Source organism: Paenibacillus doosanensis (assembly GCF_025060755.1).
GTDB classification, from domain to species: domain Bacteria; phylum Bacillota; class Bacilli; order Paenibacillales; family NBRC-103111; genus Paenibacillus_S; species Paenibacillus_S doosanensis.
In genome coordinates this window covers 39823-65583 of sequence record NZ_JANYUY010000032.1, presented here as the reverse complement: position 1 = coordinate 65583, position 25761 = coordinate 39823, and the positions used below count along the sequence as shown (strand labels likewise).

The window sequence follows — 25761 nt, the reverse complement described above, 5'->3', positions numbered from 1 at the left end:
TCCATGGGTCTTAGTTCCCAGAAAAAAAGAAGCCCTTTAATTAAAGGACTTCCTTGCACAGCTTCGCCTTCTGCGACGGTTTTTCTTAAGCCTTGCCCATCCGCTTGCGCATCATATCGAAAGGTTTGACAGGCTGATCGACCTTCATCCGGATTCTTTGCAGCGGATGGCGCGCGGCGTCCAGCGCTTGCCCCTCTTCATTCTCGATAGCCGGCACCGTTTGCTTGAAGAACGTGCCTTTGGGGCCGAAAAATTCGACCTCCTGACCCGGCTTGAAATGATTCCGCTGCTGAATCGTCGCAACGCCGCTAGCCTCGTCGTATTCCATGACGACGCCGACAAAATCGTAAGGAGACGCTTTATCCTCCGGCTCGAAGATATGATCCTCATGCCCCGGTTCATCGTAGAAAAATCCGGTATTCAGCGGGCGGTTGGCCGCCTTCTGAATTTCGTAGACCGAATCGGGATTCAGCTTGTAGTTCGCCGGATCGGCGAAATAAGCGTCGATCGCCTGACGGTAGGCATTTACGACGGTGGCTACGTAATGGACGCTCTTCATCCGTCCCTCGATCTTAAAGCTGTCCACGCCGGATCTCACCAGATCGGGAATATGCTCGATCATGCACAAATCTTTGGAGCTCATGGAGAACGGGTTATCTCCCTCGTTGAAGAGAGGAAGCTCCTTCAGCCCTTCCGCCTGGTCTTCCTCGCTGGTGAACAAATCGTACTTCCAGCGACAGGACTGACAGCAGCCGCCGCGGTTCGAGTCGCGGTCCGTGAAATGGTTCGACAGCACGCAGCGGCCCGAATAAGAGCTGCACATCGCACCGTGGACGAACACTTCAATCTCGATATCGACGTTGCGCTTAATGTCGACAATTTCCTGCATGCTCGCTTCGCGCGCCAGCACGACGCGGTCGACGCCTTCTTCCTTCCAGAATTGCACCGCTTGCCAGTTCATCGTCGATTGCTGCGTGCTCAAGTGAATTTCCAGCTTGGGCGCCACCCGTTTGCATGTCTCGATAATGACCGGGTCCGCAACGATAATGGCCGCGACGCCCGCATCCTGAATGCCGCGCAAATAATCCTCAATGCCGGACAAATCTTCGTTATGGGCATAAATATTCGTGGCTACGAATACTTTGGCACCGTATTTCGCCGCGAATTCCACGCCTTCGCGCATCTCTTCGAACGTAAAGTTGTCCGCGTTGGAGCGCAAACCGTATTGCTGCCCGCCGATATATACCGCATCCGCTCCGTAATGGACGGCAAACTTCAATTTTTCCAGGCTTCCCGCGGGAGCAAGCAGTTCCGGTTTATCCAGACGCACCCGCTTGCCGAGCAGCTCTTGCTGTAACATGGTCATCGATTCCACCCCTTTGACAGTTGTTGGTGCGGCATCGCCGCATTATTAATACACTTGTTCTTTATAGAAAAATCCGAAGGACAGCTCCCGGCGCGGGTCCTGCAGCCGCCGAATCGCCTCGATCCACTCTTCTTGGAATTCATATCCTTCCGGGTCGGCGCAATAAGCGTCGATCGCTTGACGGTAGCCTTGGATCACGGTCACATTATACGCTTCCGGTTTAAGCAGGCTTTCGATGCGGAAGCTGTCGATATTCCCCGCCATCAGCTCATGCAGGTCTTCCAGCATGCAAATATCGTCCGAGCTCATAATATGCGTGCCGTTGACGTCTTCGTAGACCGGGTATCGCTCGTCCTGGCGCTCCTGCTCGATGAGGAACAGCCCTTCTTCGATGCCGCTGCCGCGGAGCTCCGCCCGTCCTTGATGCTCTTGGTAATTCTTAAGCAGGCTTCGCTTGGAATGATAAATATTCGTAATGCCGTGCACCTGCACCTCGACCTCCATCGAAGGCAAATTGCGCTTGATGCCGAGCGTCTCCTCCAGATTCAGCTCCCGGGCCAGCACAACCCGTACGGCACCTTTGCTGCGCCAATATCCCGCCGTCTCGTAGTTCGTCGAAGTCATCTCCGCGTTCCAGTGCAGCGGCAATCCTTGCGCCGATGCTTGGCGAAGCGCAATCAGCACCGCCGGATCTCCGAAGACGACGGCGTCCGCCTGCAGCTCCTTCAGCCGCCGCAAATAGGCGGGAAGCTCCGGCAGCAGATCGTTGTCCATAATTTTGTTGACCACGACATAAACTCTAGCTCCGCGCTCATGAGCCCAAGGGATCAGACCGGCCAGATCGTCCAGCTTCACTTCTCCCGGCATGCGCATGGCGTAGCGATGCTCTCCTACGGCAACCGCATCCGCCCCGGCTTCGATATAGGCGCGGGCCTGCTCTGCCGATCCGGCCGATATATACAGCTCCGGTTTTTTCATGGCTTCATTCTCCCCTGCTATAATTTCTATTGATTTTTCTTGCTGGCCGCAATATTTTGCTGATGCTGTTCATAGGTTTCGGCGAACAAATGGCCTTTGCCGCCGTCCTTTTTCGTCACATAGAACAAATACTTCGTGTCGGCGGGTTCAATCGCCGCCTTGATCGAAGACAGGCTGGGGCTCGCGATAGGCCCCGGCGGCAATCCGGCATGCAAATACGTATTATAAGGGCTTTCGACTTGCAAATCCTTCTCATAAAGCCGTTCCTTCGGTTTATCGAACAAATACTGTACGGTCGCGTCGATCTGCAGCGGCATTCCTTTCTGAAGACGGTTATAAATAACGCTGCCGACCAGAGGACGTTCTTCGTCCAGTACGACTTCCCTTTCGATCAGCGAAGCGACCGTCATCATCTGATGAAAGCTCTGGCCTCGCTCCGCAAGCTTCCGCTCCCAATCCGCCGGAAGTCCCGACAGCTTCTTGTCCAGCTCCAGCATCATTTGATCGAGCATGTCCTGCGGCTCTATCTCTTTCTTCCATTCGTAGGTTTCAGGGAACAGGTAGCCTTCCAGACGGTTTGACAGCTGCGGATTATCCGGAATCGCCGCGTACACCTTGGCGCTGAATCCTTTGTACTCCTGGGCCGTCTTCAGCAGTACCTCGGGGTCCGTCCCGAATTGCTGGCCGATTTTGTCCGCGATTTGTTTGATCGTGTAGCCTTCGGGAACCGTAAGCTTGATCCCCTGTTCCTTGATCGTCAATCCTTTATTCAGCGTATCGATGATGGCGTCAATCGTCATTCCGGGAACCATTTCATATTCGCCCGCTTGGAATTTGGCCCCTTCTCCTTTGTATTTCAAGTAATACGTAAACAGGGAAGCGCTGCGGATCAGTCCCGCGTTCTCAAGCTTTGCGGCGATCTGAACGGAACCCGTGCCGGGAGGAATGTCCACACGGACCGCTCCTTCCTTGGCCGGGGCCGGAGTCAGCATATGCCGCACGTATTGCCCCAAACTTAATACGGCGGCTAATCCGATGATGATAACAGTCCATAAGACCCGCTTTCCCGCCGATTTCATTGCTGCAGACACTGGCGATCTTGCTCTCCTTCCAAATCTGTATCGACCAACAACGAAAACGAGCGGATGATGTTCTCCGCTCGCCATTTATGAAAAATAACAAATTGTAGTCTTCTACATTTCGTCCTGCGGGAACGTCATCTCGTCATACAGCTCGGAGACGTTTTCCCACTCCTCATCATCATCTATGGTTTCCAATTCAAGCTCACCGCCAGCGGTGGAAGTTACCCGGAATAGCTCCGGCTCTTCATTCTTGGCGTTCTCCCGCTGAAGTACCGCATAGCCGCGGTCGCCCAGCAGAAACTCGGCCAGAAGCTTGTAAGTCATGGATCGTTCGCGGTCGTCATACAAAATAATATCATCTCCGTATGCGTCGCGCAACTGATTCGTTTCTTTCATATCTTGTAAATCGTACAAAGGAATGCCTCCTGTGCCTGGCTTATCGGGAGTCTTCTTCGTCTTCAGCCGCTTCGTCCATCAGCGTATTGAAGGTTTCCTCCACAATGTTCCACTCTTCCTCGTCTTCGATGGTGTACAATTGCAGATCGTCTCCGTCTTCCTCGTAGCGGAATGCGTACACCTCGTCGGATTCCTCATCGGCGTCGACCGGAACAACCATCAAATACTTTTTGTCCGAGCCGTCAACTTCAAATCTGGCAACCACTTCAAACTCCTCTTCATTGCCGTCGTCATCCGGAATAACAATGATATCCAGCTCTTCTTCCTGCAGTTGTTCCTCTTTAGACATGCCAATCACCTCTTCTTATTGGAATCCATATATCCTTGCAAAATAAGCGCAGCGGCCATTTTGTCGATGACCAGCTTTCGTTTCTTGCGACTTACGTCGGCTTCAAGCAAAGTTCGCTGCGCGGATGCCGTTGTCAGCCGTTCGTCGTACATATGAACGGGCATTTGCAGCGCGCTCCGCAATGCGTCGGCGAAGGCGATACATAGCTCGCCACGCGGCCCGATCGTGTTGTTCATATTTTTCGGTAATCCGACAACAAGCTCGCGAACGTCGTACTGCGCGATCAATTCGCGAATTCTGGCCAGATCGCGCTCCCCGGTCGAACGCCGGATCGTTTCCACCCCTTGCGCCGTCCAGCCGAGCTCATCGCTTACCGCGATGCCGATCGTCTTGTCGCCGTAATCCAAACCCATTAACCTTTCCATGCTTTTCGTACTCCCAATCCGAGAAAAGCAAGCGCGAGCGTGTCAGACGCCCGCGCCTGGATGTCTGCTTATGATTTATGCTGGTGCAAGTACGAACGAACGAGCTCCTCGATCAACTCATCCCGCTCCCGCTTGCGGATTATGCTCCTTGCATTGTTATGGCGGGGAATATAAGCCGGGTCTCCAGACAAAAGGTATCCGACGATCTGGTTGATCGGATTATAGCCTTTCTCCTGAAGCGCGTCATATACCGCCAGCATGACTTCCTTGGGCGATGTTTCGATTTCTTCCGCTTTTACGTTGAACTTCATCGTTTTATCCATCGAACTCATCTGGGCACCCCCTTAGACACAGAAATGTGAAACCTCCGCTGTCGAACGAAGCATACAACAGCCAATACCTTCTTATATTCGCTGTTTGTCGAATAATTCCTCTTGACAGAACAAATTTATTTCAACAAATGTCAGCTACACGTTCACTTGCGCGGCAATCAGCTTCTCGACGTTGCTCAAAGCCTCCTGAAGCTTGGAAGCGTCCTTGCCTCCGGCCTGAGCCATGTCCGGACGGCCTCCGCCGCTGCCGCCGACGATAGCGGCCGTTTCTTTGATCAGCTTCCCGGCATGGTAGCCTTTGGCCGTCAAATCCGGCGTTACTGCGGCGACGAGATTGACTTTATCTTCGGTCGCGGCGCCGAGGACGATGACGGCCGAGTTCAGCTTGCCCTTCATCTGGTCGACGATGCCGCGCAGCGACTCCATATCGCCCGCGCTCACTTGAGCGGCCAGCAGGCTGACGCCTTGCACCTGTTTCACCTGCTCGGCGAGCGAGCCGGCTTCGATCTTGCCGAGCTTCGCCTTGAGCGACTCGTTCTCGCGGGAGAGCTCCTTCATTTGCGCGAACAAACCGTCGATCCGCTTCGGCACGTCCTGGATATTCGCCTTCAGCAGTCCCGCCGCGTCGCGAAGCAGCTCCAGCTGTCCGTCCAAATATTCGTAGGCGTTGCGGCCCGTTACCGCCTCAATCCGGCGTACGCCGGAGCCGATACCCGATTCGCTGACGATTTTAAATAAGCCGATCTGGCTCGTATTGCCGACATGGCATCCTCCGCACAGCTCAAGGCTGTAGTCGCCGACTTGCACGACGCGGACGATGTCGCCGTATTTTTCGCCGAACAGCGCCATCGCTCCCATCGCCTTCGCTTCGGCAATCGGCTTCAGCGCAATGTTCAGCGGAGTGCTCTTCCAGATTTGGCGGTTGACGCGCCGTTCGATATCCTGAAGCTCTTCCGCGCTGATGCCGCCGAAATGGGAGAAGTCGAACCGCAAACGTTCCGGCGCAACGAGCGATCCGGCCTGATTGACATGCTCGCCCAGCACCTCTTTGAGCGCTTTGTGCAGCAAATGCGTAGCCGTATGGTTTTTAACAATATCTTCGCGCAGCTCCTGATTCACGGCAGCTTCGACCGTATCGCCTTTGCGCAGTACGCCCGATTGTACGCTAACCGTCATGACATGCTGTCCGTGAGGCGCCTTGGCGACATCCTCGACGTTCAGACGCAGATCGCCTGCGGTGATCGTTCCGTGGTCGCTCACTTGACCGCCGCTCTCCGCATAGAATGGCGTGCGGTCCAAAATCACCTGGCACGTCTCGCCTACGCCGACCAAGTCGACGAACTGGTTCTCGTGCACGATGGCGATGACCTTAGCAGTAGTTACCAATTCATTATACCCAACAAATTCGCTTTTAACCGTAAAATCGGCCAGCGGCCCGCCTTGGACCTTCATGCTCTCGGCATCCTGCCGGGCCGCTCTGGCGCGGTCGCGCTGCTCCTGCATCGCTGCGTCGAAGCCTTCGCGGTCGACCGTCATGCCTTTTTCCGCAGCGAAGTCTTCGGTCAAATCGAACGGGAAGCCGTACGTATCGTATAGCTTGAACGCATCCGGCCCGCTGATTTGCGTGCTGCCTTCCTTGCGGGCTTTCTCCGCCATTTCCGCCAAAATCGCCAAACCGTCGGACAACGTTTCGTGGAAGCGTTCCTCCTCGGTGCGAATTACCTTTTCGATAAATTCGCGCTTGTCGACGACTTCCGGATAGTAGACGCCCATGACTTCCCCGACGACCGGAGTGAGCGTGTGCAGGAACGGCTTATCCAGACCGATCACTTTGCCGTAGCGCACGGCGCGGCGCAGCAGACGGCGAATAATGTAGCCGCGGCCTTCGTTGGACGGAAGCACGCCGTCTCCGACGGAGAATACGACGGTACGGATATGGTCGGCGATCACTTTCAGCGCGACATCGGTCTCTTCGTTCTCGTTATAGGTGACGCCGGCCAGCTTGCATGTCTCTTGAATGATCGGCTGGAACAAATCGGTGTCGAAGTTCGAATCGACATCCTGCAGCACGCTGGCGAAGCGTTCAAGACCTGCGCCGGTATCGATGTTTTTATTCGGAAGCGGCGTGTAGCTGCCGTCCTTATTATGGTTGAACTGGGAGAAGACGAGGTTCCACACTTCGAGGAAGCGCTCGTTTTCCCCGCCGGGCCAGCATTCCGGATCGTTCAAATCGCCGTAAGCTTCGCCGCGGTCGTAGAAAATTTCCGTACAAGGTCCGCACGGGCCTTCGCCGATATCCCAGAAGTTATCCTCGAGCTTGTAAATTCGCTCTTCCGGCAGACCGATCTTTTTATTCCAAAATTCAAACGCTTCCGTATCCTCAGGATATACCGTAACCGACAGCCGCTCCGGATCGAGAGCGAGCCATTCCTTGCCTGTCAAGAATTCCCACGCCCAAGTAATCACTTCCTCTTTGAAATAGTCGCCGATGGAGAAGTTGCCCAGCATCTCGAAGAACGTATGGTGACGGCGGGTTTTGCCGACATTTTCAATGTCGTTGGTGCGGATGCACTTCTGCGAGTTCGCAATCCGCGGATTGTCCGGGACGACCCGGCCGTCGAAATAAGGCTTCAGAGGAGCCATGCCCGCATTGATCCACAACAGGGACGGATCGTTATGCGGCACGAGCGGAGCGCTCGGCTCGATCTTATGCCCTTTGCTTTCAAAAAAAGCTAACCATTTGGAACGAATTTCACTGGCTTTCATGATGGATTGACCTCCTAAAATTCTTGGCTTGAACAAAATAAAAAATCGCCCCTGCAAACAGGGACGAATTGATCGCGGTACCACCCTGGTTATCATACAGCCGCCTTGCCGATCGGCAGACCGACAGCCGTATAATCTCCTTAATTAGACGTATAACGAGTCCATCCGGCGGATTTGTTCCGCACTCCGAAATGAGCTTTCAGCCATCCTTCATGTAAAGGCTCTCGCAGCCGGCGCAGCACCGAGTGCACGCTCCGGAACCTTCTCTCTGAACAAGGTCTACGGCTTACTTGATTTCATCAACGCTTTCGTTCTATCCATTATTTTGCACTATATTAAGGAGATTATATACGTTCCGCCGCCGGACTGTCAACTGAGCGGCCAAGACCGGGCAGGGCGGACTCCGTCAACGGAAAATGCCCGGCCGAACCGTCACGCCAAGTAGCGGAAGTACACATATATGTTGGCGATGGCGACCGACAAAAGCATAAGCGGGAAAGCGATCTTGAAATACTTCATGAACGAAATCGGATGCCCTTCTCTGCCCGATATTCCGGCGACAATCAGATTGGCGCTGGCTCCGATCAGCGATCCGTTGCCTCCCAGACATGCGCCGAGCGCAAGACTCCACCACAGCGGCTCCAGATCGGAGACGCCCATCGCTCCCATCTCCTGTATGAGGGGAATCATCGTCGCTACGAACGGAATATTATCCAGAAACGCCGAGGCGACGGCACTAAGCCATAAAATCAGAACGGCCGATTTGGTTACATCCCCTCCGGTTATTTCCATCGCATAGGTCGCCAGCTTGGCAATGACTCCGGTCTCTACCAATCCGCCTACAAGCACGAACAGTCCGACAAAGAAGAAAATGGTCGTCCATTCCACCCTGTGGAACGCTTCCTCAAGATAATGCTCTCCGGTCAGCAGCAGAAGCAAAAACGCTCCGGCCAGCGCAACCGTCGCCGATTCCAGGTGAACCAGCTGATGCACGAAGAAACCGATGATCGTCAGGCCAAGCACTACAATGCATTTTTTGAGCAGAACGGGATCTTTAATCTCCGCTCTTTCATCCATGTCCATCATGCCAAGCCGCAGTTCGTCGGTCGTCTTGATTTGTTTGCGGTAAATCAGCACAAAGAAAGGAAGCGTCACCAGTAAGATAAGAAGTGAAATCAAGCTCAAATTGTTAATGAACGACATGAAAGTCAGTTCCTCTACCGCGCTGCCGATCATAATGTTAGGCGGATCGCCGATGAGCGTCGCCGTGCCGCCGATATTGGAGGACATAATTTGCGTGATCAAGAACGGGACGGGGTTTACTTGCAGCTGCCGAGTAATGCTTAACGTGACCGGCACCATGAGCAGCACCGTCGTTACATTGTCCAGGAAGGCGGAGCCGACGGCCGTCACGATGCAGAGCACAATAAGAATGCGAACCGGGTGGCCCTGAACCTTCTTGGCGGACCATACGGCGATATACCGAAACAGCCCCGTCTCCGCGGTGATGCCGACGATGATCATCATTCCGATCAGCAGCCCCAGCGTGTTGAAGTCGATATGATGCAAAGCTGCGCCCTGATCGACGATGCCCATAACGATCATCAATATGCCGCCGATCATCGCAACGATCGTGCGATGAATTTTTTCCGTAATAATGAGCGCGTAAATAACCAAAAAAATGCCGATTGCTATCCAAGCTTGTTGTTCCATAGAGACCCTCCTAAACATATTCCCGGTACCTGAAAAAGGCAAAAAGGAGCCCTTGGTGACAGGCTCCTCCAAAACAGTTTGCGTATTCGTTTGTTTGCTTATCCGTTCATTCGCCGGCTCGTCTTCACAGGTTTGTAGACGCTCCATTTAATACGATGAACGTTAACCAATGGTTTCACTTTTTTCATATCTCGTCCGCAAATAGATCAGCTAAGTCGTGCGCCTATGCACATAGTACATAAACACATGCTGCAGGATAACCTTCATCACCGCGAAAAAGGGTACGGCCAAAATCAGCCCCACGACCCCGGCCAGCTCGCCGCCGACGAGCAAAGCGAAAATAATAAGCAGCGGATGCATTTTGAGCGAGCGCCCGACGACCTGCGGCGAAATGACGTTGCCTTCGAGTATTTGGCAGATCGTATTGACCAGCGCCACCATCAGCACCATTTTCAGCGAAATCGTCGAAGCCATAACGATTGCGGGAGCCGCGCCGAAAAACGGACCGAGGTAAGGGATGATGTTAAAAACCGCTACAAGACACGCCAGCAGCAGCGCATAAGGCATCCCTATCGCCCAATATCCCAAATAAGCCAAAATGCCGATAATCATGCAAACGAGAAACTGCCCGCGAATGTAGTTGCCGAGCGCCGTATCCATATCCACGAGTAGCGTGATGACCTGCTTGCGCTTCGCTTTGGGCACGATGGCGAGCACCGTCTTCTCGATCAACTGGAAATCTTTCAATATATAAAAGGCCAGAAACGGAATAATAAACGCAATAAACAGCATATTGATCGTACTGCCGATTCCGTCGATATATTCGGAAATCGCCAAGGAGATCCCGTTTTCCAGCTTATTGAGCGACTGATTGATCCCGGTGCGGACGCTGTCCGGCAAAAACTGCACCCGGTTCATGTCGTCGACGATGCCCTGCGCCTTCATCGCCAGCTGCGGCAAATGGTTGTTCAGCTGTGCCAGCTGCGTCATAAACATCGGAATGATGTTCATCAGCACGACGGTCGTAGACAAAATAAATACGGCGTAGATCAGCAGCACCGCCACGGTGCGGGGCACCTTCCTCGCATTGAGCAAAGAAACGACCGGATTGAGCACGTACGATATAATCATCGCTATAATAAACGGAGCCAATATTTCCTTGAAAAAACCGTAGATGGCCGTGATCATCGGACGGATTTGCAGCAGCATGAACAAAATCAGCAAGCTCAACAATATATAGACAAGGACCGTAAACAATTGACTTTTATAAAACCGATCCACATATTTCACCTGCCTCTTGCTTCTTTCTGTCCGGGCTCCTTTACAGTATATGTACAACCTTGCTATTTAATCCTCCGCGGCCCGATTTCTCCAGAAAGCGGGCATAACTTGCCCGCCGGCGAATACATTTGGATAATGGCTAACTTCCGTAAGAACAAATCCCCCAAAAGTGACGTGACGCTCTGAAGCTTATTCCGTCCGCATCCAGCCTAAGCTGGATCGGCGTCTAACCCTTCCTCTGGGATCGTTCTAGGGGTAGACATTCCTTTCGGGGGAGAACCCGGATTTCCACAGGATATGGCTGCGCATCATTTCCTAAACAACAAAAAAGTCGCATCGTCTAATCCGCCTGCTGCGGCGGTTAGTCGATGCGACCGGAAGCCGGGACCGCAAAAAGCCCCGGTTTAGTTCGCATGAACTTGAGGAATTTCCTCTTCGAAAAATAAATCGTCCAGGGAGCTTAACGTCCCGTCTTCTTCCACTTGGTATACGGACATTTTCTCGCCGTTTACCGTCAGTTCAATAAAGCAACCCCAGCAGTAAAATTGATGGGAACCGATTTTGCCGATATCTTTGGAATTGCAATTTGGACAACGTAGCATATTGAATCACCCTATTCTTCAATTGGTATATAACTTTCTTCCAATGTATCGTTGCAATGAACGGGTACGATAATCGCGTCTTCGCCTACCGTTACGGTTTCCGGCAAAGGAAGCCATTTGCGCCCTTCTTTCAAGTCGGAGATGAAGCCTTCCGTCAATTCGTATCCTATTACCTTTTTGCCCTTATTCGGGTCCAAATAAACGTCGTCGACAATGCCTAATTGCTGTCCGTTGACCGTAAGGACCGGCATTCCTTTGAGCTTCCTGTCCCCATTGAGGAGCGAAGTGAAAGCTTCTCCCTCATCCTCCATCCGGCTGATGACTTCTTCATTGGCAATCGTAATGGCGTCGTCGCCTAGTGCGATGACGTCTTTCCACATAATGCAGCTTGGAGAGGCAAACCAGCTCTTCGTCTCCAACAGCACGGCTTCCAAATGCCAAGCGTCGCCAAGCAGCAAATCCTTGGCTATACCTACCTGCTTGCCGGTCTGTACGCAAAATACCGGCAGTCCGATCACGTCACGCGCTCTTTTCAATGGAGACGTCCTCCTGAAGCAGCAATCTTAATTAAACATTTGTTTACCGAATTGGCAAACGGGAGCCTCTTTGCCGCAGTAATGGCAAAGCTAGCTCACTTGTCGGACAATCCGCCGCGGCCCGGCGTTCTGTTTGAGAGAAACGCGCCAAGCCGCGGTTTCTTATTATGCATTACGCACGCGATCGACGATGGTTGCAATTTTCCGGGCGGCCGCTCCGATCTCCTCCAGCGTATTGCCGAGGCCGAAGCTGAAGCGGATCGCCGAGCGGGTAATCTCGTCTTCGAGCCGCATCGCCTTCAGCACATGCGATACTTCAAGAGAACCGGAAGTGCACGCGGAGCCGCTGGCGGCGGCGATGCCTTCCAAATCCAAATTCATCAGCATGGTCTCCGTCGAAACGCCGGGGAAGCTTATGTTCAGAATATGGGGCACCCGCTCTGCAGGATGTCCGTTGACTACGGCCTGCTCCTGCCCTAGCAAAGCTTGCAGGCGCGTCACCATCTCTATACGTAGTTTTTCCAAGTTTTGTTGCTTTTCATACATCTCTTCGCGCAAGATTTGCACCGCTTTGGCAAAACCGGCGATTCCGGCGACATTCTCTGTGCCCGGACGGCGCTTACGCTCCTGATTGCCGCCGTAAAACAGCGGCTGAAGCTTCATTTGCTTCGCTATATAAAGCGCGCCGATCCCTTTTGGACCGTTAATTTTATGCGCGGAAAAGCTCATCAAATCGACGGGCAGGCTGCTCAGATCGATCGGCTGGGTTCCCAGCGCCTGCACGGCGTCCACATGGAAGGGAATGCCCTTCGCGCGCGCAATCGCGCCGATTTCCCGAATCGGTTGGAGCGTGCCTACTTCGTTATTGGCGAACATGACGCTGATCAGAATCGTGTCCGGTCGAATCGCTTCCTCCACATCGCGGACGTTGACGCGTCCGGTGCGGTCTACCGGCAAATAAGTAACTTCATAGCCTTGCAGCTCTAGCTGCTCGCAAGCGTGAAGCACCGCATGATGCTCCGATTGTGTCGTAATAATGTGGTTGCCGATGGATTTGCGGGCGGCAGCCGCGCCGAAAAGCGCCAAATTGTCGCTCTCCGTTCCCCCGCTCGTAAATATGATTTGGGAAGGCGCGCAGCCAATAAAGGAAGCGATCGTATCTCTCGAACGGTTAAGAACCGCACGCGCTTCTCTTCCTGCGCTATGTGTACTGGAGGCGTTCCCGAAAGATTGCGTAAAATGGGGCAGCATGGCCTCGACAACCTCCGGATGCACCGGAGTTGTCGCAGCATGATCGAAGTAAGTGAACATCATAAGCGTGTCTCCGCTGAATTATATGTAGAACATATAATTGTCGTTTATTCCTTCGTCTTTGTAGTTGATCAAATCGTATAACGTCGTAGAGTCGAGCACTTCAGCGATGCTGTCGCGGATGCGCACCCACAAATCGCGCTTCGCCGGATCGTCTTCCTCCGTGAAATCGACCGGGCTAATAGGACCTTCCAATACCCGGATCACATCGCCTGCGGAAATATCCTCCGCCGCCTTCGATAAAATATATCCTCCATAAGCGCCACGGATACTTTTCACCAAGCCTGCATTCCGTAGTGGAGCTACCAGCTGCTCCAAGTAATGCTCGGAGAGTTGATGCTTCTCGGCAATACTTTTTAAAGAGGTAGGCCCTTCTCCAAATCTGGTTGCAAGTTCCATCATGATAGTTAGTCCGTATCGGCCTTTGGTAGAAATCTTCAAATAAAGCACCTCATTTACATTTCATACATTTTGGTATCGATTATATGTTAACATAAAACCTTCTATTATGGGAGAAAAACCGTGACATATTGATGAAATATTTTATTATTCGAAGAAACCTATGTATAATACTAGCTAGACGACATTCTTCGACGCTGCGCATGGCATTAATCCGGATAAACCCGACTTGAATACATTCGTTAAATAGCGTACTCTAGTCTGACGGCGCCAAGAAGGCTGCCATCGCGGTTCGGTACTTCCCGGCCCAGGCGGATTGCCCGTACATTCTTTGCAGGCGCCGGCAAGTCGTACAAGCTATCAAGCTATAAAGTGAGGTAATCCCATGAACAAAAAAACACGCGTCGTCCTCGGCATGTCCGGCGGAGTCGATTCTTCCGTCTCGGCGCTCCTGCTCAAGGAACAGGGGTACGAGGTTATAGGCGTTTTCATGAAAAATTGGGACGACACCGACGAATTCGGCCATTGTACCGCAGAAGAAGATGCGGAAGACGTGCGCCGCGTTTGCGACCAGATCGGTATCCCCTATTATACGGTAAATTTTGAAAAACAATACATGGACAAGGTATTCCAGTACTTCCTGGACGAATACCGCAAGGGCAGGACGCCGAATCCCGACGTCATGTGCAACCGGGAAATCAAGTTCGGCGAATTTTTGCATAAAGCGCTTGAGCTCGGCGCAGATTACATCGCCACCGGCCATTACGCGCGCGTCGAGCAGAAGGACGGGCTGTACCGGCTGCTCCGCGGCGTCGACAACAACAAGGATCAGACGTACTTCCTGAACGCGCTGAACCAATACCAGCTGTCCAAAGCGATGTTCCCTATCGGGCATCTGCCCAAGCCCGAGGTCAGAGCGATCGCCGAGAAGGCGGGTCTCGCCACGGCCAAGAAGAAGGACAGCACCGGCGTCTGCTTCATCGGCGAGCGCAACTTCAAGGAGTTCCTGAGCGGTTATTTGCCCGCCAAGCCGGGCGATATGATGACTCTGGAAGGCGAAGTGAAGGGCCGTCACGACGGGCTGATGTATTACACCCTCGGCCAGCGGCAGGGGCTCGGCATCGGCGGATCGGGCAGCGGCGAGCCATGGTTCGTAGCCGGCAAAGATCTCGAGAAAAATATTCTCTACGTGGTGCAAGGCGAGAAACATCCGAGCCTGTATTCGCGCGGGCTTCGCGCGACCGATCTGAACTGGATCGGCGGACAGCTCCCTGCGGGGCCGATCCGTTGTACGGCCAAGTTCCGTTACCGCCAGCCCGACCAGGGAGTTACGGTCGCTTTCGGCGAGAACGGCCGCTGCGAAGTGACCTTTGAACAGCCGCAAAAGGCGATTACGCCGGGACAATCGGTCGTCTTCTACGACAAAGACGTGTGCCTTGGCGGCGGCATCATCGACAAGATGATTCCTTAAAGCGGCGGGCTCAGCAGCAGTCCAAACATCAAAAGCGGATTCCTGTGCATCCGGCCCCGAAGCTGTTATAGCGGGGCGGCGGAAGCGAGGAATCCGCTTTTTGCCGTTATATGCTAAATGATGAATTGCCGGGCTGCGCGCCATTTGGCTTTTGTTTGACGACGATTCTTGCAATGCGAAGCTGATCGGTTTCGGCGATGATGAAATCGGTCGTATCGTCGTACCGGATTCTTTGGTTTTTCTTCGGGGGCATTTCTACCTGCGAGTATACCCAGCCGCCGATCGTATCGTAATCGTCCGACTCGATCTCCAGGCCGAAATAACTGTTGACTTCTTCAATCAGCATCCGTCCGTCGATGGAATGCGTCAAATGGTCCTTTTTCTCGATGCGCGGCCGTTCTTCGTCAAACTCGTCTTGAATCTCTCCGACGATCTCCTCGATAATATCCTCGAACGTTACAAGCCCGGACGTCCCTCCGTACTCGTCGATCAAAAGCACCATTTGATTCCGCTTTTTTTGCATCAGTTTAAGCAGCGCGCTGATCTGCATCGATTCGGGCACCTTGGTGATGGGCCGGACGATCGATTTAATATGCTCCATGCCGGGATCGGATTTGAGCAAATCCTTGATGTGAATAAAGCCGATAATATTGTCTTTATCCGGATTGCATACCGGATAGCGCGTATGCATCTCGGTGACCGCAATCAAGCGGTTCTCCTCATAGGAGCGGTTGGCGTACAGACAGACCATCTCGGTTCGGGGAATCATAATCTCGCGGGCATTCGTCTCGGTAAAATCGAAGATATTGTCCACAAGCGCCAGTTCGGTGTTGTCGATGAGTCCGCTTTTGTTGCTCTCCTTCATGAGAACGCGGATTTCTTCCTCGGTATGCGCCGTATGATGCTCCTCCTCAGGCTCAATCCCCGCCTTGCGCAGCATCCAGTTCGACGTTCCGTTCAAAGTCCAGATCAATGGGTACATGAGTTTGTAAAAAACAATCAGGGGGCCGGCGGAAAGAAGCGTCACCTTCTCGGACATACGAATGGCGTATGTCTTCGGGAACTGTTCGCCGAGCGTAATGTGAAAGGCGGTAATTATCGTAAAGGCAATGATAAAGGAGATCGTGTGAATGACGGCGGAAGACAGCTGCAGCGGATGCAGCACAGGCTCAAGGAGCCTTGCAATGGCGGGCTCGCCGATCCAGCCCAGCGCCAAGGAAGCTAATGTAATGCCTAGCTGGCATGCGGATAAATAACCGTTCAGGTTGGCTACGACCGTTTGGGCGAACCTGGCCCTGCGGTTCCCTTCCTGCACCAGCGCGTCGATGCGGCTGCTGCGGACTTTGACCATGGCGAATTCGGCGGCTACGAAAAAACCGTTCATTAGCACCAAAAACAGCACGAGGGTAAAGTTCCAAATCGTCGGTAAAGGGTCGCTGTCCATCAATAAGTTCCCTATCCCCCTAGCCCGAGGTGAATAGGTACACCTCCCTTAGGTTTATATTGTAAATTATATAATATTAAGCTATACAGTCAAACTGCGTGCTATGCCCGAAAATAACGCATAAAACGAAAGAAAGCTTGAACAATTTGAGAAAAACGGCGTAAAAGGCAAAAATTCGCCCAAATTTGGCCTATTATAAGATACGGGCCTAACCGTTCCCCTCAGGCTCGATTTAGAAAAAGGCCTGCACGACTTATCGCGCAGACCTCCGGTTTCTTCTCCGTTCCTGGTTTTGCCTGATTTTATCTTCCATCCCCTGCTGCGTCGCTTCATAGAAGCAATGCCCGTCCAGCGGCTTCGGCAAATATTGCTGCTCGACATAGTGGCCGGGATAATCATGCGGATATTGATAGCCCACATGCCCGAGCTTTTCCGCCCCTTTGTAATGGGCGTCGCGCAAATGCAGCGGCACCTCGGCCTCGCCGATCGCATCGAACGCGCCCGTCACTTTGGCGATCGCCGTCGGAATGGCGTTCGACTTGGGGCTCTCCACCGCGAACAGAATCGCCTGGGCGATGACATACTTGGATTCGGGCCAGCCGATCTTATGATACGCGTCCATCGCCGAGACCGCCTGAACCATCGCTTGCGGATTGGCCAGGCCGATATCCTCGCTGGAGGCGACGATCAGCCGCCGCAGGAAGGTCATCGGGTCCATGCCGAGCTTCTCGACGGCATAGAGAAACCAGAACAGCGCGGCGTCGCTGGAGCCGCGCACGCTCTTGTGGAAGGCCGAGAGGACGTCGTACTGCGTCGACTCGTCGGCCTTCACGGTGCGCCGCCGAATCGATTCTTCGGCGACGGCCAGCGTTACGCGCACCACCCCGTCGGGATCGGGCGGGGTGGTCAGCGCGGCGAGCTCGAGCGCATTGAGCGCGCGGCGGATATCTCCGCCGGCCATGCGCGCGATATGCGCAAGCGCCTCCTCCGCGGCCTCGATGGGCAGCTGCCCGAGGCCGCGCTCTTCGTCGGCGAGCGCGCGGCGCAGCGCGGCGAGCGAGTGCTCGCGGGTCAGCGCGTGCAGCTCGAACAGCGTCGAGCGCGACAAGAGCGCCCCGTTCACATGGTGGAACGGATTCTCGGTCGTCGCGCCGATGAACGTAATAATCCCCTGCTCCACCGCAGGGAGCAGCGCATCCTGCCGCGAGGTGTTGAAACGGTGCACCTCGTCGAGAAACAGGATCGTCTTGCGGCCGTACAAGTCCTTGTTGTTCCTCGCCTGCTCGATCACATCGCGCACGTCCTTCACGGAGGCGTCGACGGCGTTCAGCTTCACGAACGCTCCCTGCGTCGCGCGGGAGATGATGTTGGCCAGCGTCGTCTTGCCTGTGCCAGGAGGGCCGTACAGCAGGATCGAGGTGACCTGATCCGCTTCGATCGCGCGGCGCAGCAGCTTGCCCGGGCCGACGATATGCTCTTGCCCTATATATTCGCCAAGCGTCAGCGGCCGCATCCGGTCCGCCAGCAGCTTGCCTTGTCCGTTTTCTTCAGCAGCCAGTGAGAACAAATCCATAATAAGATCACATTCCTTTATTCTAATCTACCCGGGCCGTCTGGATCTCGAGCCAACGGGTAACAAACCGGTTCAAAAACCGATCTTCCGGCAAAAAAGAACATGAGCCGGCCTAAGCCGCTCATGCTCTATTATAAAGGACCGCCGCGAAATTACAATCTTTGCGCCCTGCGCGGAAAACGCTCCGCGCTCCCGGCAAGAACGATTCCCGCGGCCTCACGCGGCCCAAGCGGACAAATTATTTTTTCGCGTCGGCGATTTTCTTGGCCGTGTCCTCTTCCGTCGCCCGAAACACCGTGTTGTAGTCGCCGCTCATAATGATCTTCGGCACCGCCTTCGCATAAGGCGTCAGCAGCAAGCTGTCGTAACGGGATTTGGCCGGAATCGGAGCAAACCCGTTATAGAACGACGCGGCGAGATTTTTATCCTTGAACGCGCTCTCCTGGCCGTACACTTTTTTGACGTTTTCGCTATTTAGGACCGGCATCAGGCCGATTTTGGACAGCTTCGTCTGCATCTCCTCGGTCGTCAAGTATTGGATTACCTTCATCGCCTGATCCTTCTGCTTCGACATTGAGGTTACCGCGAAATAAGTCGGATACGCCTGAGAGCCGACTTTAGGCAAGCTGTCGAACGTCGGAAGCGACACCATATCCCAGTTCATGCTCTTATATTCGTCCGGGAAGACGAAGATGATGGACGACAGCCAGGCAAACATCGCCAAGTTTTTCTCCTTCAGAAACTCATTGCGGTAAGGAATCGTATCCTTAAGCTCCTTCATATAATCGACGTAGCCCGGAGATTTGCTCGGCCCGACGAAGACGGTGTCGAAGAATTCCCTCCACTTTTCGTCCGTGAAAATCGTCGGCTTCTCCGTCGCCGGATCTACGAAAGGAATGGACAGCTGATTCATCGCCAGCATATGCGTCTGCGACGAGGATAAGCCGATATACGGCTTGCTGTCGACCCGAGTCAGCTGCTGAGCGAGCTGATTCGCCTCCGTCCAGGTCATGCCGTCCTTCGGATACGGCACCCCGAATTTATCGAACAAATCTTTATTGTAATACAGCACCATATTGTTGTTGAACACGGGGATACCGTACATTTTATCCGGTGCGATCAGCTTCACGGAATCCGCTACGGACGGCTCCATTTTGGATAAATCGAGCTGGTATTTTTTGGCCAAATCGGTCATATCGAACTCCAGCCCGTTGTCGAGCAATCCGGAAGCGAAACCGCCAATCGAATCCCAGTAAATATCGATCGTTTCCCCCGCGGTCAGCAGCTCTTTGATCCCGTAATTCGATTGCTTCTGTATGTATTTGATGTTGTAACCGGGGAATTTCTGCTGGAGCGCATTGCCGAATCTTTCGTTCCAGCTGTCCGGAGAATCCCCGCTGTTGGAATAGACGACAAGATCGGCGGTTTCCTTGTCATCGCTCGTTTTGATCGCCTGATCTGAGGATGCGGCCTCCCCGCCTCCGCCGCCGCAGGCCGTCAGCATGGACAGCAGCATGGAGGCGGCGACAACCGCTGCCGCCGTTTTTTGATGTTTCAACCTTCATTCCTCCTAACGCACACAATAAAATAACCCTGCAAAGTGAGGCCTAGACTTCGAAGCTGCTTCAGGTACTTTGCGGGGGTCCCCGAAATTTATCAATTCCATACTGTTTAAAAAGCCCGGCAAGCGTAAAGCCTTCGCCGCCTGCTGGGCCGATTGCTTCGAATCCCTTACTCGTACACCGATACCTCGACGGGGCCGATCAAACCGGACGGAAGCTTTTTACGGTCGTACCGGTTGCTTAAATTGTTCGTCACGTCGATTCGCAGCTCATTCATTCCCTGTTTCGCCAAAGCTCCGATAGCAAACGTGTACGGATGCCACATCCGCACCCCTGCCCATTCGCCGTTCACCCATACTTCCGCCATTTCATGGGCTTCGCCCAGATCGAGGATCAGGCTATCCGCTTTTGCAGCTCCGCTTTCCAGGGAAACTGTATTCGTATAAGTGATCGTTCCGGCAAAATGCTCCAGCCCTTCGGTTTCGGCCCAATTGCCGAGACTCAGACGACCGATGGCGGACTCGGCGGCAGCCGCTTCCGCGCTCTCGGTCTGAGGCGTAACAGTTCCGACGGCCTGGCGGCCGGCCGAAACGTTCCACGGCCCGTCGATGGAAACGCTGCTCTGCCGAATCCGGCGGCGGCTTCCTGCAGACAACTCGGCAGATCGCGACGGATCAATACGATACACGAGAGCCTGCCTTCGCTCCAGCGCAGCGGACAGCGTCATGCCGCCGGCAGCAGCGGCGACTGAACCGGCCTCCGCCGAAACCGGAGCCAGGTCGATCCTGCCCTCCCAGGGGTCCCACAGCTCCGCTCTGCCTTCGGTCCGGATGGTCAGAGCGCCTTCATACGGCCGCTCCCCTTCGTTCACCAGCACGTAAAAATGGTTCCCGTCCTTGATCACATGGCTTGCCCGAATATCCGGGCGGGAAGGCTCCAGCTTAAGATCTCCAGGCTCCAGCCTCTCCAGCTCGGCGGCAATGCCGGACGGATCGTCCAATCGGACCGTAGACGGTACGGTCTGTGCCCCTTCGTGAGCCTGAATCGCAATGACTTGGCCGCCTTGGTCGATGAATCCCCGCAGCACCCGCTTCGTCTCTTCTTCCCACAAGCCGTCATCCTCGACGATCACGACGGAATACGTTTGCCCGGCGATGTTTATGCGTCCATGCTCAATGCCGCAGACCGCTACCAGCAGGCTTTCCTCCAAATAATTGAACTCCCGCTGGTTTTCGAATAGCGGCTTCACGCTTCGCCACGGCAGCCAGTCCTCGCGGCCCAGCACGGCAATCGGCGTTACATTGACGCTGTCCGTCATCAGCCAGCTCATCCGCTTCATATAATCGGCGAACCGGCGGTAATGCGGCCACCAGATGTTGTTGGGCCCGACGTCCGGCGGGCGCTCGTTCAATCGGCGCGGCCCGTCGATGGAGTAATAGAAGGCATGCGGGCATAACAGATTGACGCCGCGGACGAGCAGCCAGTCCATATACCATTTCATATCGCCTGCGCTCAGCGCCCAGCTGGCATCCAGTCCGCAGACGCCGAGAAACTCGTTCAAATTTCTCCGTCTTCCCCTATGCCGGGCCGCATCCGACGAGCACTTGGCCATCGTCGTATGCTTGCCCTCCACCGCCTTGCCGTCCTCCGGCGCAACCCAGCGCCATACGACGTCTTGGCCGGGAATGTGGAAATGCTCCAGCAAACCGATCTCGTCGCTGGCCGCCGGGTGGCCGGTAAGCGCTATGCCGTGGCGTCCGCACCATTCGGCGAGCGGTTTGTAATACGATTCGATCATGCGCTTGTTGACGGCTTTGCTGTATCGTCTGCGGATAAGGTCCGCCCGGTCGCCCTCCAGCCACAGCAGCGGCAGATCGGTCACTTCGCAGCCTTCGCGGATAAAATAATCCAGAAAGCCGCCCGTCCACGCCTTAAGCCCCTTCGTATGTCTGCGGCCCATAATATCCGGCTCGTCTGTGAACATCGCCCGGACGGCCGTTCCGAAATACGGGCTTAACACCTCGTAATAGCGGTCATGCGTGAGCCGGATAAACTTCTCCACGGCGAGCGGATTCAGCAAGTCGGCGGAAGCCGGAGCGTTCGGCTCGCCGTCGTCTTCGCCGAAGTGAATGCCGCGAATCGTCCCGCGGGAGAACGTCTCGATAAACAATAAGATCGTCCAATCGTCGTTATCGCCGCCGGCAGCCCGGAACGCAACGATTCCGTCGCTGGGCTCCAGCACGGCCGAAGCACCCGGCTCGATGCCGGCTCCCTTCTTCCTGACCGCTTGCGCGGAGATCAGGACATCCCCGTCGCCGAGCACCTCCGCCAGCCGAACCGGCTCGGAGGCGCTCAGCTCCGTCATCTTGAGCCCCCGGCTCGCCAGCTCGGGATTGTCCTGCACGACAAGCCCTTTGGCCGCTCCGGAAGGATACATCGCTTCATCGTACAAAATAACGGTCATTCCGCGCCGCTCCGCCTCTTGAACGGCGGCCTTGACCAGCCCCATATAGGTGTCCGACAAGTATGGAATGCTCTCGGGAATTCCGATTCTCGGATGGATGACGAAGCCCATCACGCCTTTGTCCGCGAAATCGGCGATCTGTCTTACGATTTCGCTTTCTGTCAGCTCGTCGTTCCAGAACCAGAACGGAATCGGAGTGAACTCGTCGGAGGGATGAAGAAACTGCTGCTCCAATGATGTATCCGTATTCGTTGTCATAGCCAAGCGCCCCCCTAGCTTTACTGTGTGATGCGCAATCCGTCTTCGGCCCATGTGACTGCCGGAGGATGAATATAATCCTGATATTTATCCGCTACCTTGCTTGCTGCGGTATCGCCCGCGTGGAAATATATCCGGTGCTTATAGCGGATCGACTGCCCTTTCTGCAGCAGCTTGCCCCCGAGAAAATACAGATTGTTGGCGGCGAGAAGCCCGTAATCCCGGACATGCCAATAAGTCGGAAAATCGGCGTTATCCGGATGGTCGAAGGCGGCGATGCCGAGCGTATGTCCGCCCACCTCGCCGTGATAGTCGCACCATACGGCCCGCTGGCCCCAGCATTCCTTCTCTCCGACGGAGCCGTAGGAATTACGGATCACGCCCCCGTTCTCCGCTTTCATCGATTCGGCCACCCGAATGCCGAGCGGTCCCGCTTCTTTGGTCGCTCCGAGCTCGACGCGGCCGTTAGCCGTCAGGACGAAGTCGAGGTCGATGAACCTGCCTTCGCCCGGGGTATTGTAGAACGTCATCGTGCGCGTCTCGCTCAGCTGCGGCTTGCCTCCGTAGGAACACCAGTTTTGAGTGGACGTCAGTCTGGCAAAGACCGAGCCTGCGGCTTTTTCACCGAAGCCTGTTACTATTTGTTTGCCGTGCCGTTCCTTCGGCTCATTCCACATATCGATATCGTTCACGTCCCCGATAGCAAGCCAGAGCGAACGATGATGCGGATGCTCTCGGGTTTCGAAATCCAATCTCGTATAGCTTTCGCCGTACGGGCCCATGATCGGACCGAGGTAAGGCTTCGCGACCGCAGGATCGAATACGTAAGACGTGAATAATTGCCCTTCGATGACGATGTCGACGGCATGCTCTTTTTCGATCAGACGGATGCCTTGAGCGGACGAAGCGGAAGCGGAGCCCGGCGTCGTTCCTTCCTCTCGGCGCTGCAAAATATAGTTGCGGCTCTCGCCGGCATCAAGCCGATCGACGATCCAGTGCAGCGCCACCTCTTCTCCTAGCGCTTCCCATTGACATGCAACCGGGTTTCCGGAAGTGTCCGCAAGCTCTAGGCCGCCGGCTTCTGCATCCTTGAGCAGCGGCGTATCCGCCAGGAAGCGGACCGATACGGGACAAAACTCGCGATGGTGGCTTCCCGCCGATACTTGTAACGTTATAGTTGACATGCTATTCCCCTCTTTCATAGGCTTGTTCCAAGAGCGATCTGATATAGCCGAGCGACGGGCTCCATTGATGCGACGGGTTTTCCGTCATGCATTCGGCGGATATGCGGCCCTTGTAACCGCTCTTTTGCAGCGCTTCGAGCAAACCCGGAATATCGACTCCGTCCGGAATGCTCTCCCTCGGAAAGCTGCGGTCATACTCCGCATAATGCACATGGGCGAGCCGATTGCCCGCCGCAGCGCGATGAAGGATGTCCGGAGACTCCTGCTCAAGATGCATATGGTATGCGTCCGCGAGTACTTTAATATGGCGCAGCTGCAGCTCTTCGGCCAAATCCAGCGCCTGCTCGACCCGGTTGATGATGTTGCTTTCGCCGCGGTTCAGCGGCTCGATGGCGACGGCAACCTCATATTTGTCCGCATAGGAGTCGCACATGGCAAGAAACTGCTTGATCTGCTCCAGCCCCTGCTCCACCGGATATCCTTCGGGAACGGTTCGGGCCGCGCCGCTGCCGAAAATGATCATTTCCCCGCCAAGCGCCCGAACCCGTTTCATCGCCAAATCCACATAGCTTTCCACCGCCTCGCGGTGAACCTCCGGTCCCGTCAGCTTCAAGGAAGCCGGAATAAAGCTGTTGCATACCGGAATCGTAATTCCGGCTGCGCGCATCTTGACCGCCAGGCGATCGAATTCCTCCTCGGACAGCTGAATGAGCGCGCCTACCGTCAGCTCCGCGTAATCGTATCCGGCTTCGAGCAGGCCGGAAATGTCCTGAAACAGTCTCTCTTCCAAGCGATCCGAGGAAGCGGACGTCCCGCCGCTCTGCGGCATGAAGGAGCCGGCCGTCAGGCAGCAGCCGACTTGGAGCGGACGGCTCGGCCCGCGATTCGTCTTCCCGCTCATCGCCCGCTCCCCTCCGGCGTATAAGGCAGAAATACTTCTTGGCCGGTTCTCGCCGACTCGTACAGCGCCTGCACGATTTCCACCGAAGCTCTGCCCTCCCTGCCTTCAATCATCGGCGGCCGGTGATGAATCACTGCCTCGATCATATCCTGCACCTGACCGGCGTGCCCCGTCTTCGGCTGGCCGCCTCCCGTTTCCGGCGAAGACGGAGCGGACTTGGCTCCGCTGCCGTATGCGGCAATAATGCGGGCTTCCTCCGAAAATTGCTCGTCGTCATCAGCCATTTTAAACAGTTCGATCCTGTTGTTTTTAGCGTAAATCGAACCGCGGGAGCCATGAATTTGCGCGGACACTTCCAATCCCGGATAAGCGCATGTCGTTCCGATCAAGGTGCCGATCGCCCCGCTTTCGAACGTCACTACGGCGACGGCCGTATCTTCCGTTTCGATAGGATGATTGTAAGTGCCCGCTTTGGCGAAAATGCTCCGCACCGGCCCCATGAACCACTGCATCAAATCGACGGTGTGGATCGTCTGGTTCATGATCGCGCCGCCGCCGTCCATTTCCCATGTGCCTCGCCATCCGCCGTTTTTGGCATAATAGTTGTCGTCCCTGTACCATTTGAGGTGAAAATTGCAGGTGATCGGCTTCCCCATCCTCCCGCTGTCAAGCGTATCCTTGATGAACCGGTTCGCAGGCGCGAGCCGGTTCTGGAAGACGCAGCCGAGGTAGAGTCCTTCCTCTTCCGCGGTCCGGTTCATCTCGTCGATTCGGTCGAGACGAATTTCCAGAGGCTTCTCCGTCAACACATGCTTGCCTGCGCGCAGCGCCTGTACCGTGTGATCGCGATGCCAGCCGCTCGGGGTGCATATGCTCACCGCCTTGATATCGTCGCGCTTCAGCAGCTCCTCATAGCTCGTATAACGATTTGCCGGATCGATGCCGTATTCGTCGCCAAGCTTGTTCAGCACGGCTTCGTTCATATCGCAGATCGCGACGAATGCGCATCCTTCCGCTTTGACGGCGCTGGCGAGATGGCTCTTGCCGACCCCTAGCCCGAAGACGGCGTATCCGATTCCATTCGATGTCATGGCCGATAGTTCCTCCTATATCGTTCGCTTAGTTTCATTCCCGTTGATGAACCCTTTTATAAATCAGGCGTTTTCCCGCCCGCTTTGAACAGCTTCGTCACGGCCAGCCGCAGCGCCAGCGGAATCGTCACGAACCCTATGATCAAAGTGCCGCCGAAGCCCGCCTGACCGTAGACCGAAGTAAACCACAGCCCCGCCGCAATCCACAATACCAGCAAAATTAACAGCAGACCGCATAGAATCAGCAAGTTTTTGATCATCGACCGTTTCTCCCTAT

Annotated in this window: 23 protein-coding genes; 1 reads left to right on the top strand and 22 read right to left on the bottom strand. The window is 54.8% G+C overall.

Features of this window, described 5'->3' with window-relative positions; translation table 11 throughout:
- Positions 1 to 85: 85 nt before the first annotated feature.
- The 14 genes from N0M98_RS21100 to cymR all read right to left on the bottom strand — a co-directional run bounded on the left by N0M98_RS21100 (position 86) and on the right by cymR (position 13578).
- Positions 86 to 1366, bottom strand: coding sequence for a peptidase U32 family protein (locus N0M98_RS21100; protein WP_249864664.1), 1281 nt, complete (start codon positions 1364 to 1366; stop codon positions 86 to 88).
- A 45-nt stretch (positions 1367 to 1411) separates the two neighbouring features.
- Positions 1412 to 2344, bottom strand: coding sequence for a peptidase U32 family protein (locus N0M98_RS21095; protein ID WP_249864665.1), 933 nt, complete (start codon positions 2342 to 2344; stop codon positions 1412 to 1414).
- Between the two features lie 26 nt (positions 2345 to 2370).
- The gene (mltG, locus tag N0M98_RS21090) at positions 2371 to 3435 is read right to left on the bottom strand and encodes an endolytic transglycosylase MltG (RefSeq protein ID WP_259619052.1); all 1065 of its coding nucleotides are present in this window, start codon (positions 3433 to 3435) and stop codon (positions 2371 to 2373) included.
- Positions 3436 to 3537: 102 nt separating this feature from the next.
- Positions 3538 to 3840: a DUF1292 domain-containing protein gene (locus N0M98_RS21085; protein ID WP_249864667.1), complete on the bottom strand. Its 303-nt coding sequence runs from the start codon at positions 3838 to 3840 to the stop codon at positions 3538 to 3540.
- Positions 3841 to 3862: 22 nt separating this feature from the next.
- Positions 3863 to 4171 carry a DUF1292 domain-containing protein gene (locus tag N0M98_RS21080; RefSeq protein ID WP_249864668.1) on the bottom strand — a complete coding sequence of 103 codons (309 nt, stop codon included), beginning with the start codon at positions 4169 to 4171 and terminating at the stop codon, positions 3863 to 3865.
- Positions 4172 to 4176: 5 nt separating this feature from the next.
- On the bottom strand, positions 4177 to 4596 hold the full coding sequence (gene ruvX / locus N0M98_RS21075) for a Holliday junction resolvase RuvX (RefSeq protein ID WP_249864669.1): 420 nt from the start codon (positions 4594 to 4596) through the stop codon (positions 4177 to 4179).
- Positions 4597 to 4664: 68 nt separating this feature from the next.
- The gene (locus N0M98_RS21070) at positions 4665 to 4928 is read right to left on the bottom strand and encodes an IreB family regulatory phosphoprotein (protein WP_249864670.1); all 264 of its coding nucleotides are present in this window, start codon (positions 4926 to 4928) and stop codon (positions 4665 to 4667) included.
- 135 nt (positions 4929 to 5063) lie between these two features.
- Positions 5064 to 7694, bottom strand: a complete 2631-nt coding sequence (gene alaS, locus N0M98_RS21065) for an alanine--tRNA ligase (protein WP_249864671.1) — start codon at positions 7692 to 7694, stop codon at positions 5064 to 5066.
- Between the two features lie 432 nt (positions 7695 to 8126).
- Entirely contained in the window at positions 8127 to 9407 is a 1281-nt protein-coding gene (locus tag N0M98_RS21060) for an ArsB/NhaD family transporter (protein ID WP_249864672.1), read from the bottom strand.
- A 210-nt stretch (positions 9408 to 9617) separates the two neighbouring features.
- The gene (locus N0M98_RS21055; protein ID WP_249866231.1) at positions 9618 to 10688 is read right to left on the bottom strand and encodes an AI-2E family transporter; all 1071 of its coding nucleotides are present in this window, start codon (positions 10686 to 10688) and stop codon (positions 9618 to 9620) included.
- Positions 10689 to 11092: 404 nt separating this feature from the next.
- A complete protein-coding gene (locus N0M98_RS21050; protein ID WP_218093074.1) occupies positions 11093 to 11290 on the bottom strand; it encodes a YrzR-like zinc ribbon domain in 198 nt (65 codons plus the stop codon).
- A gap of 11 nt (positions 11291 to 11301) precedes the next feature.
- Positions 11302 to 11826: a PRC-barrel domain-containing protein gene (locus tag N0M98_RS21045; protein ID WP_249864673.1), complete on the bottom strand. Its 525-nt coding sequence runs from the start codon at positions 11824 to 11826 to the stop codon at positions 11302 to 11304.
- A 165-nt stretch (positions 11827 to 11991) separates the two neighbouring features.
- Positions 11992 to 13140: a cysteine desulfurase family protein gene (locus N0M98_RS21040; protein WP_259619051.1), complete on the bottom strand. Its 1149-nt coding sequence runs from the start codon at positions 13138 to 13140 to the stop codon at positions 11992 to 11994.
- A gap of 18 nt (positions 13141 to 13158) precedes the next feature.
- Positions 13159 to 13578, bottom strand: coding sequence for a cysteine metabolism transcriptional regulator CymR (gene cymR / locus N0M98_RS21035; RefSeq protein ID WP_249864675.1), 420 nt, complete (start codon positions 13576 to 13578; stop codon positions 13159 to 13161).
- A 343-nt stretch (positions 13579 to 13921) separates the two neighbouring features.
- Between cymR and mnmA the strand changes: the two genes are divergently transcribed.
- Positions 13922 to 15007: a tRNA 2-thiouridine(34) synthase MnmA gene (mnmA, locus tag N0M98_RS21030; RefSeq protein WP_259619050.1), complete on the top strand. Its 1086-nt coding sequence runs from the start codon at positions 13922 to 13924 to the stop codon at positions 15005 to 15007.
- 106 nt (positions 15008 to 15113) lie between these two features.
- Here the strand turns inward: mnmA and N0M98_RS21025 are convergent, their stop codons facing one another.
- The 8 genes from N0M98_RS21025 to N0M98_RS20990 form a co-directional block, all read right to left on the bottom strand.
- The gene (locus N0M98_RS21025) at positions 15114 to 16451 is read right to left on the bottom strand and encodes a hemolysin family protein (protein ID WP_249866232.1); all 1338 of its coding nucleotides are present in this window, start codon (positions 16449 to 16451) and stop codon (positions 15114 to 15116) included.
- Positions 16452 to 16704: 253 nt separating this feature from the next.
- The gene (locus tag N0M98_RS21020; RefSeq protein WP_249864677.1) at positions 16705 to 18024 is read right to left on the bottom strand and encodes a replication-associated recombination protein A; all 1320 of its coding nucleotides are present in this window, start codon (positions 18022 to 18024) and stop codon (positions 16705 to 16707) included.
- 238 nt (positions 18025 to 18262) lie between these two features.
- On the bottom strand, positions 18263 to 19582 hold the full coding sequence (locus N0M98_RS21015; RefSeq protein WP_259619049.1) for an ABC transporter substrate-binding protein: 1320 nt from the start codon (positions 19580 to 19582) through the stop codon (positions 18263 to 18265).
- Positions 19583 to 19755: 173 nt separating this feature from the next.
- Positions 19756 to 22308: a glycosylhydrolase-like jelly roll fold domain-containing protein gene (locus tag N0M98_RS21010; protein ID WP_259619048.1), complete on the bottom strand. Its 2553-nt coding sequence runs from the start codon at positions 22306 to 22308 to the stop codon at positions 19756 to 19758.
- Positions 22309 to 22328: 20 nt separating this feature from the next.
- Positions 22329 to 23492, bottom strand: a complete 1164-nt coding sequence (locus N0M98_RS21005) for a DUF6807 domain-containing protein (protein WP_259619047.1) — start codon at positions 23490 to 23492, stop codon at positions 22329 to 22331.
- 1 nt (position 23493) lies between these two features.
- A complete protein-coding gene (locus N0M98_RS21000; RefSeq protein WP_259619046.1) occupies positions 23494 to 24393 on the bottom strand; it encodes a sugar phosphate isomerase/epimerase family protein in 900 nt (299 codons plus the stop codon).
- Positions 24390 to 25484: a Gfo/Idh/MocA family protein gene (locus N0M98_RS20995; protein ID WP_259619045.1), complete on the bottom strand. Its 1095-nt coding sequence runs from the start codon at positions 25482 to 25484 to the stop codon at positions 24390 to 24392. Before N0M98_RS20995 ends, N0M98_RS21000 begins: the two co-directional genes overlap by 4 nt.
- Before the next feature lie 56 nt (positions 25485 to 25540).
- Entirely contained in the window at positions 25541 to 25744 is a 204-nt protein-coding gene (locus N0M98_RS20990) for a hypothetical protein (protein ID WP_249864683.1), read from the bottom strand.
- Between the last annotated feature and the right edge of the window lie 17 nt (positions 25745 to 25761).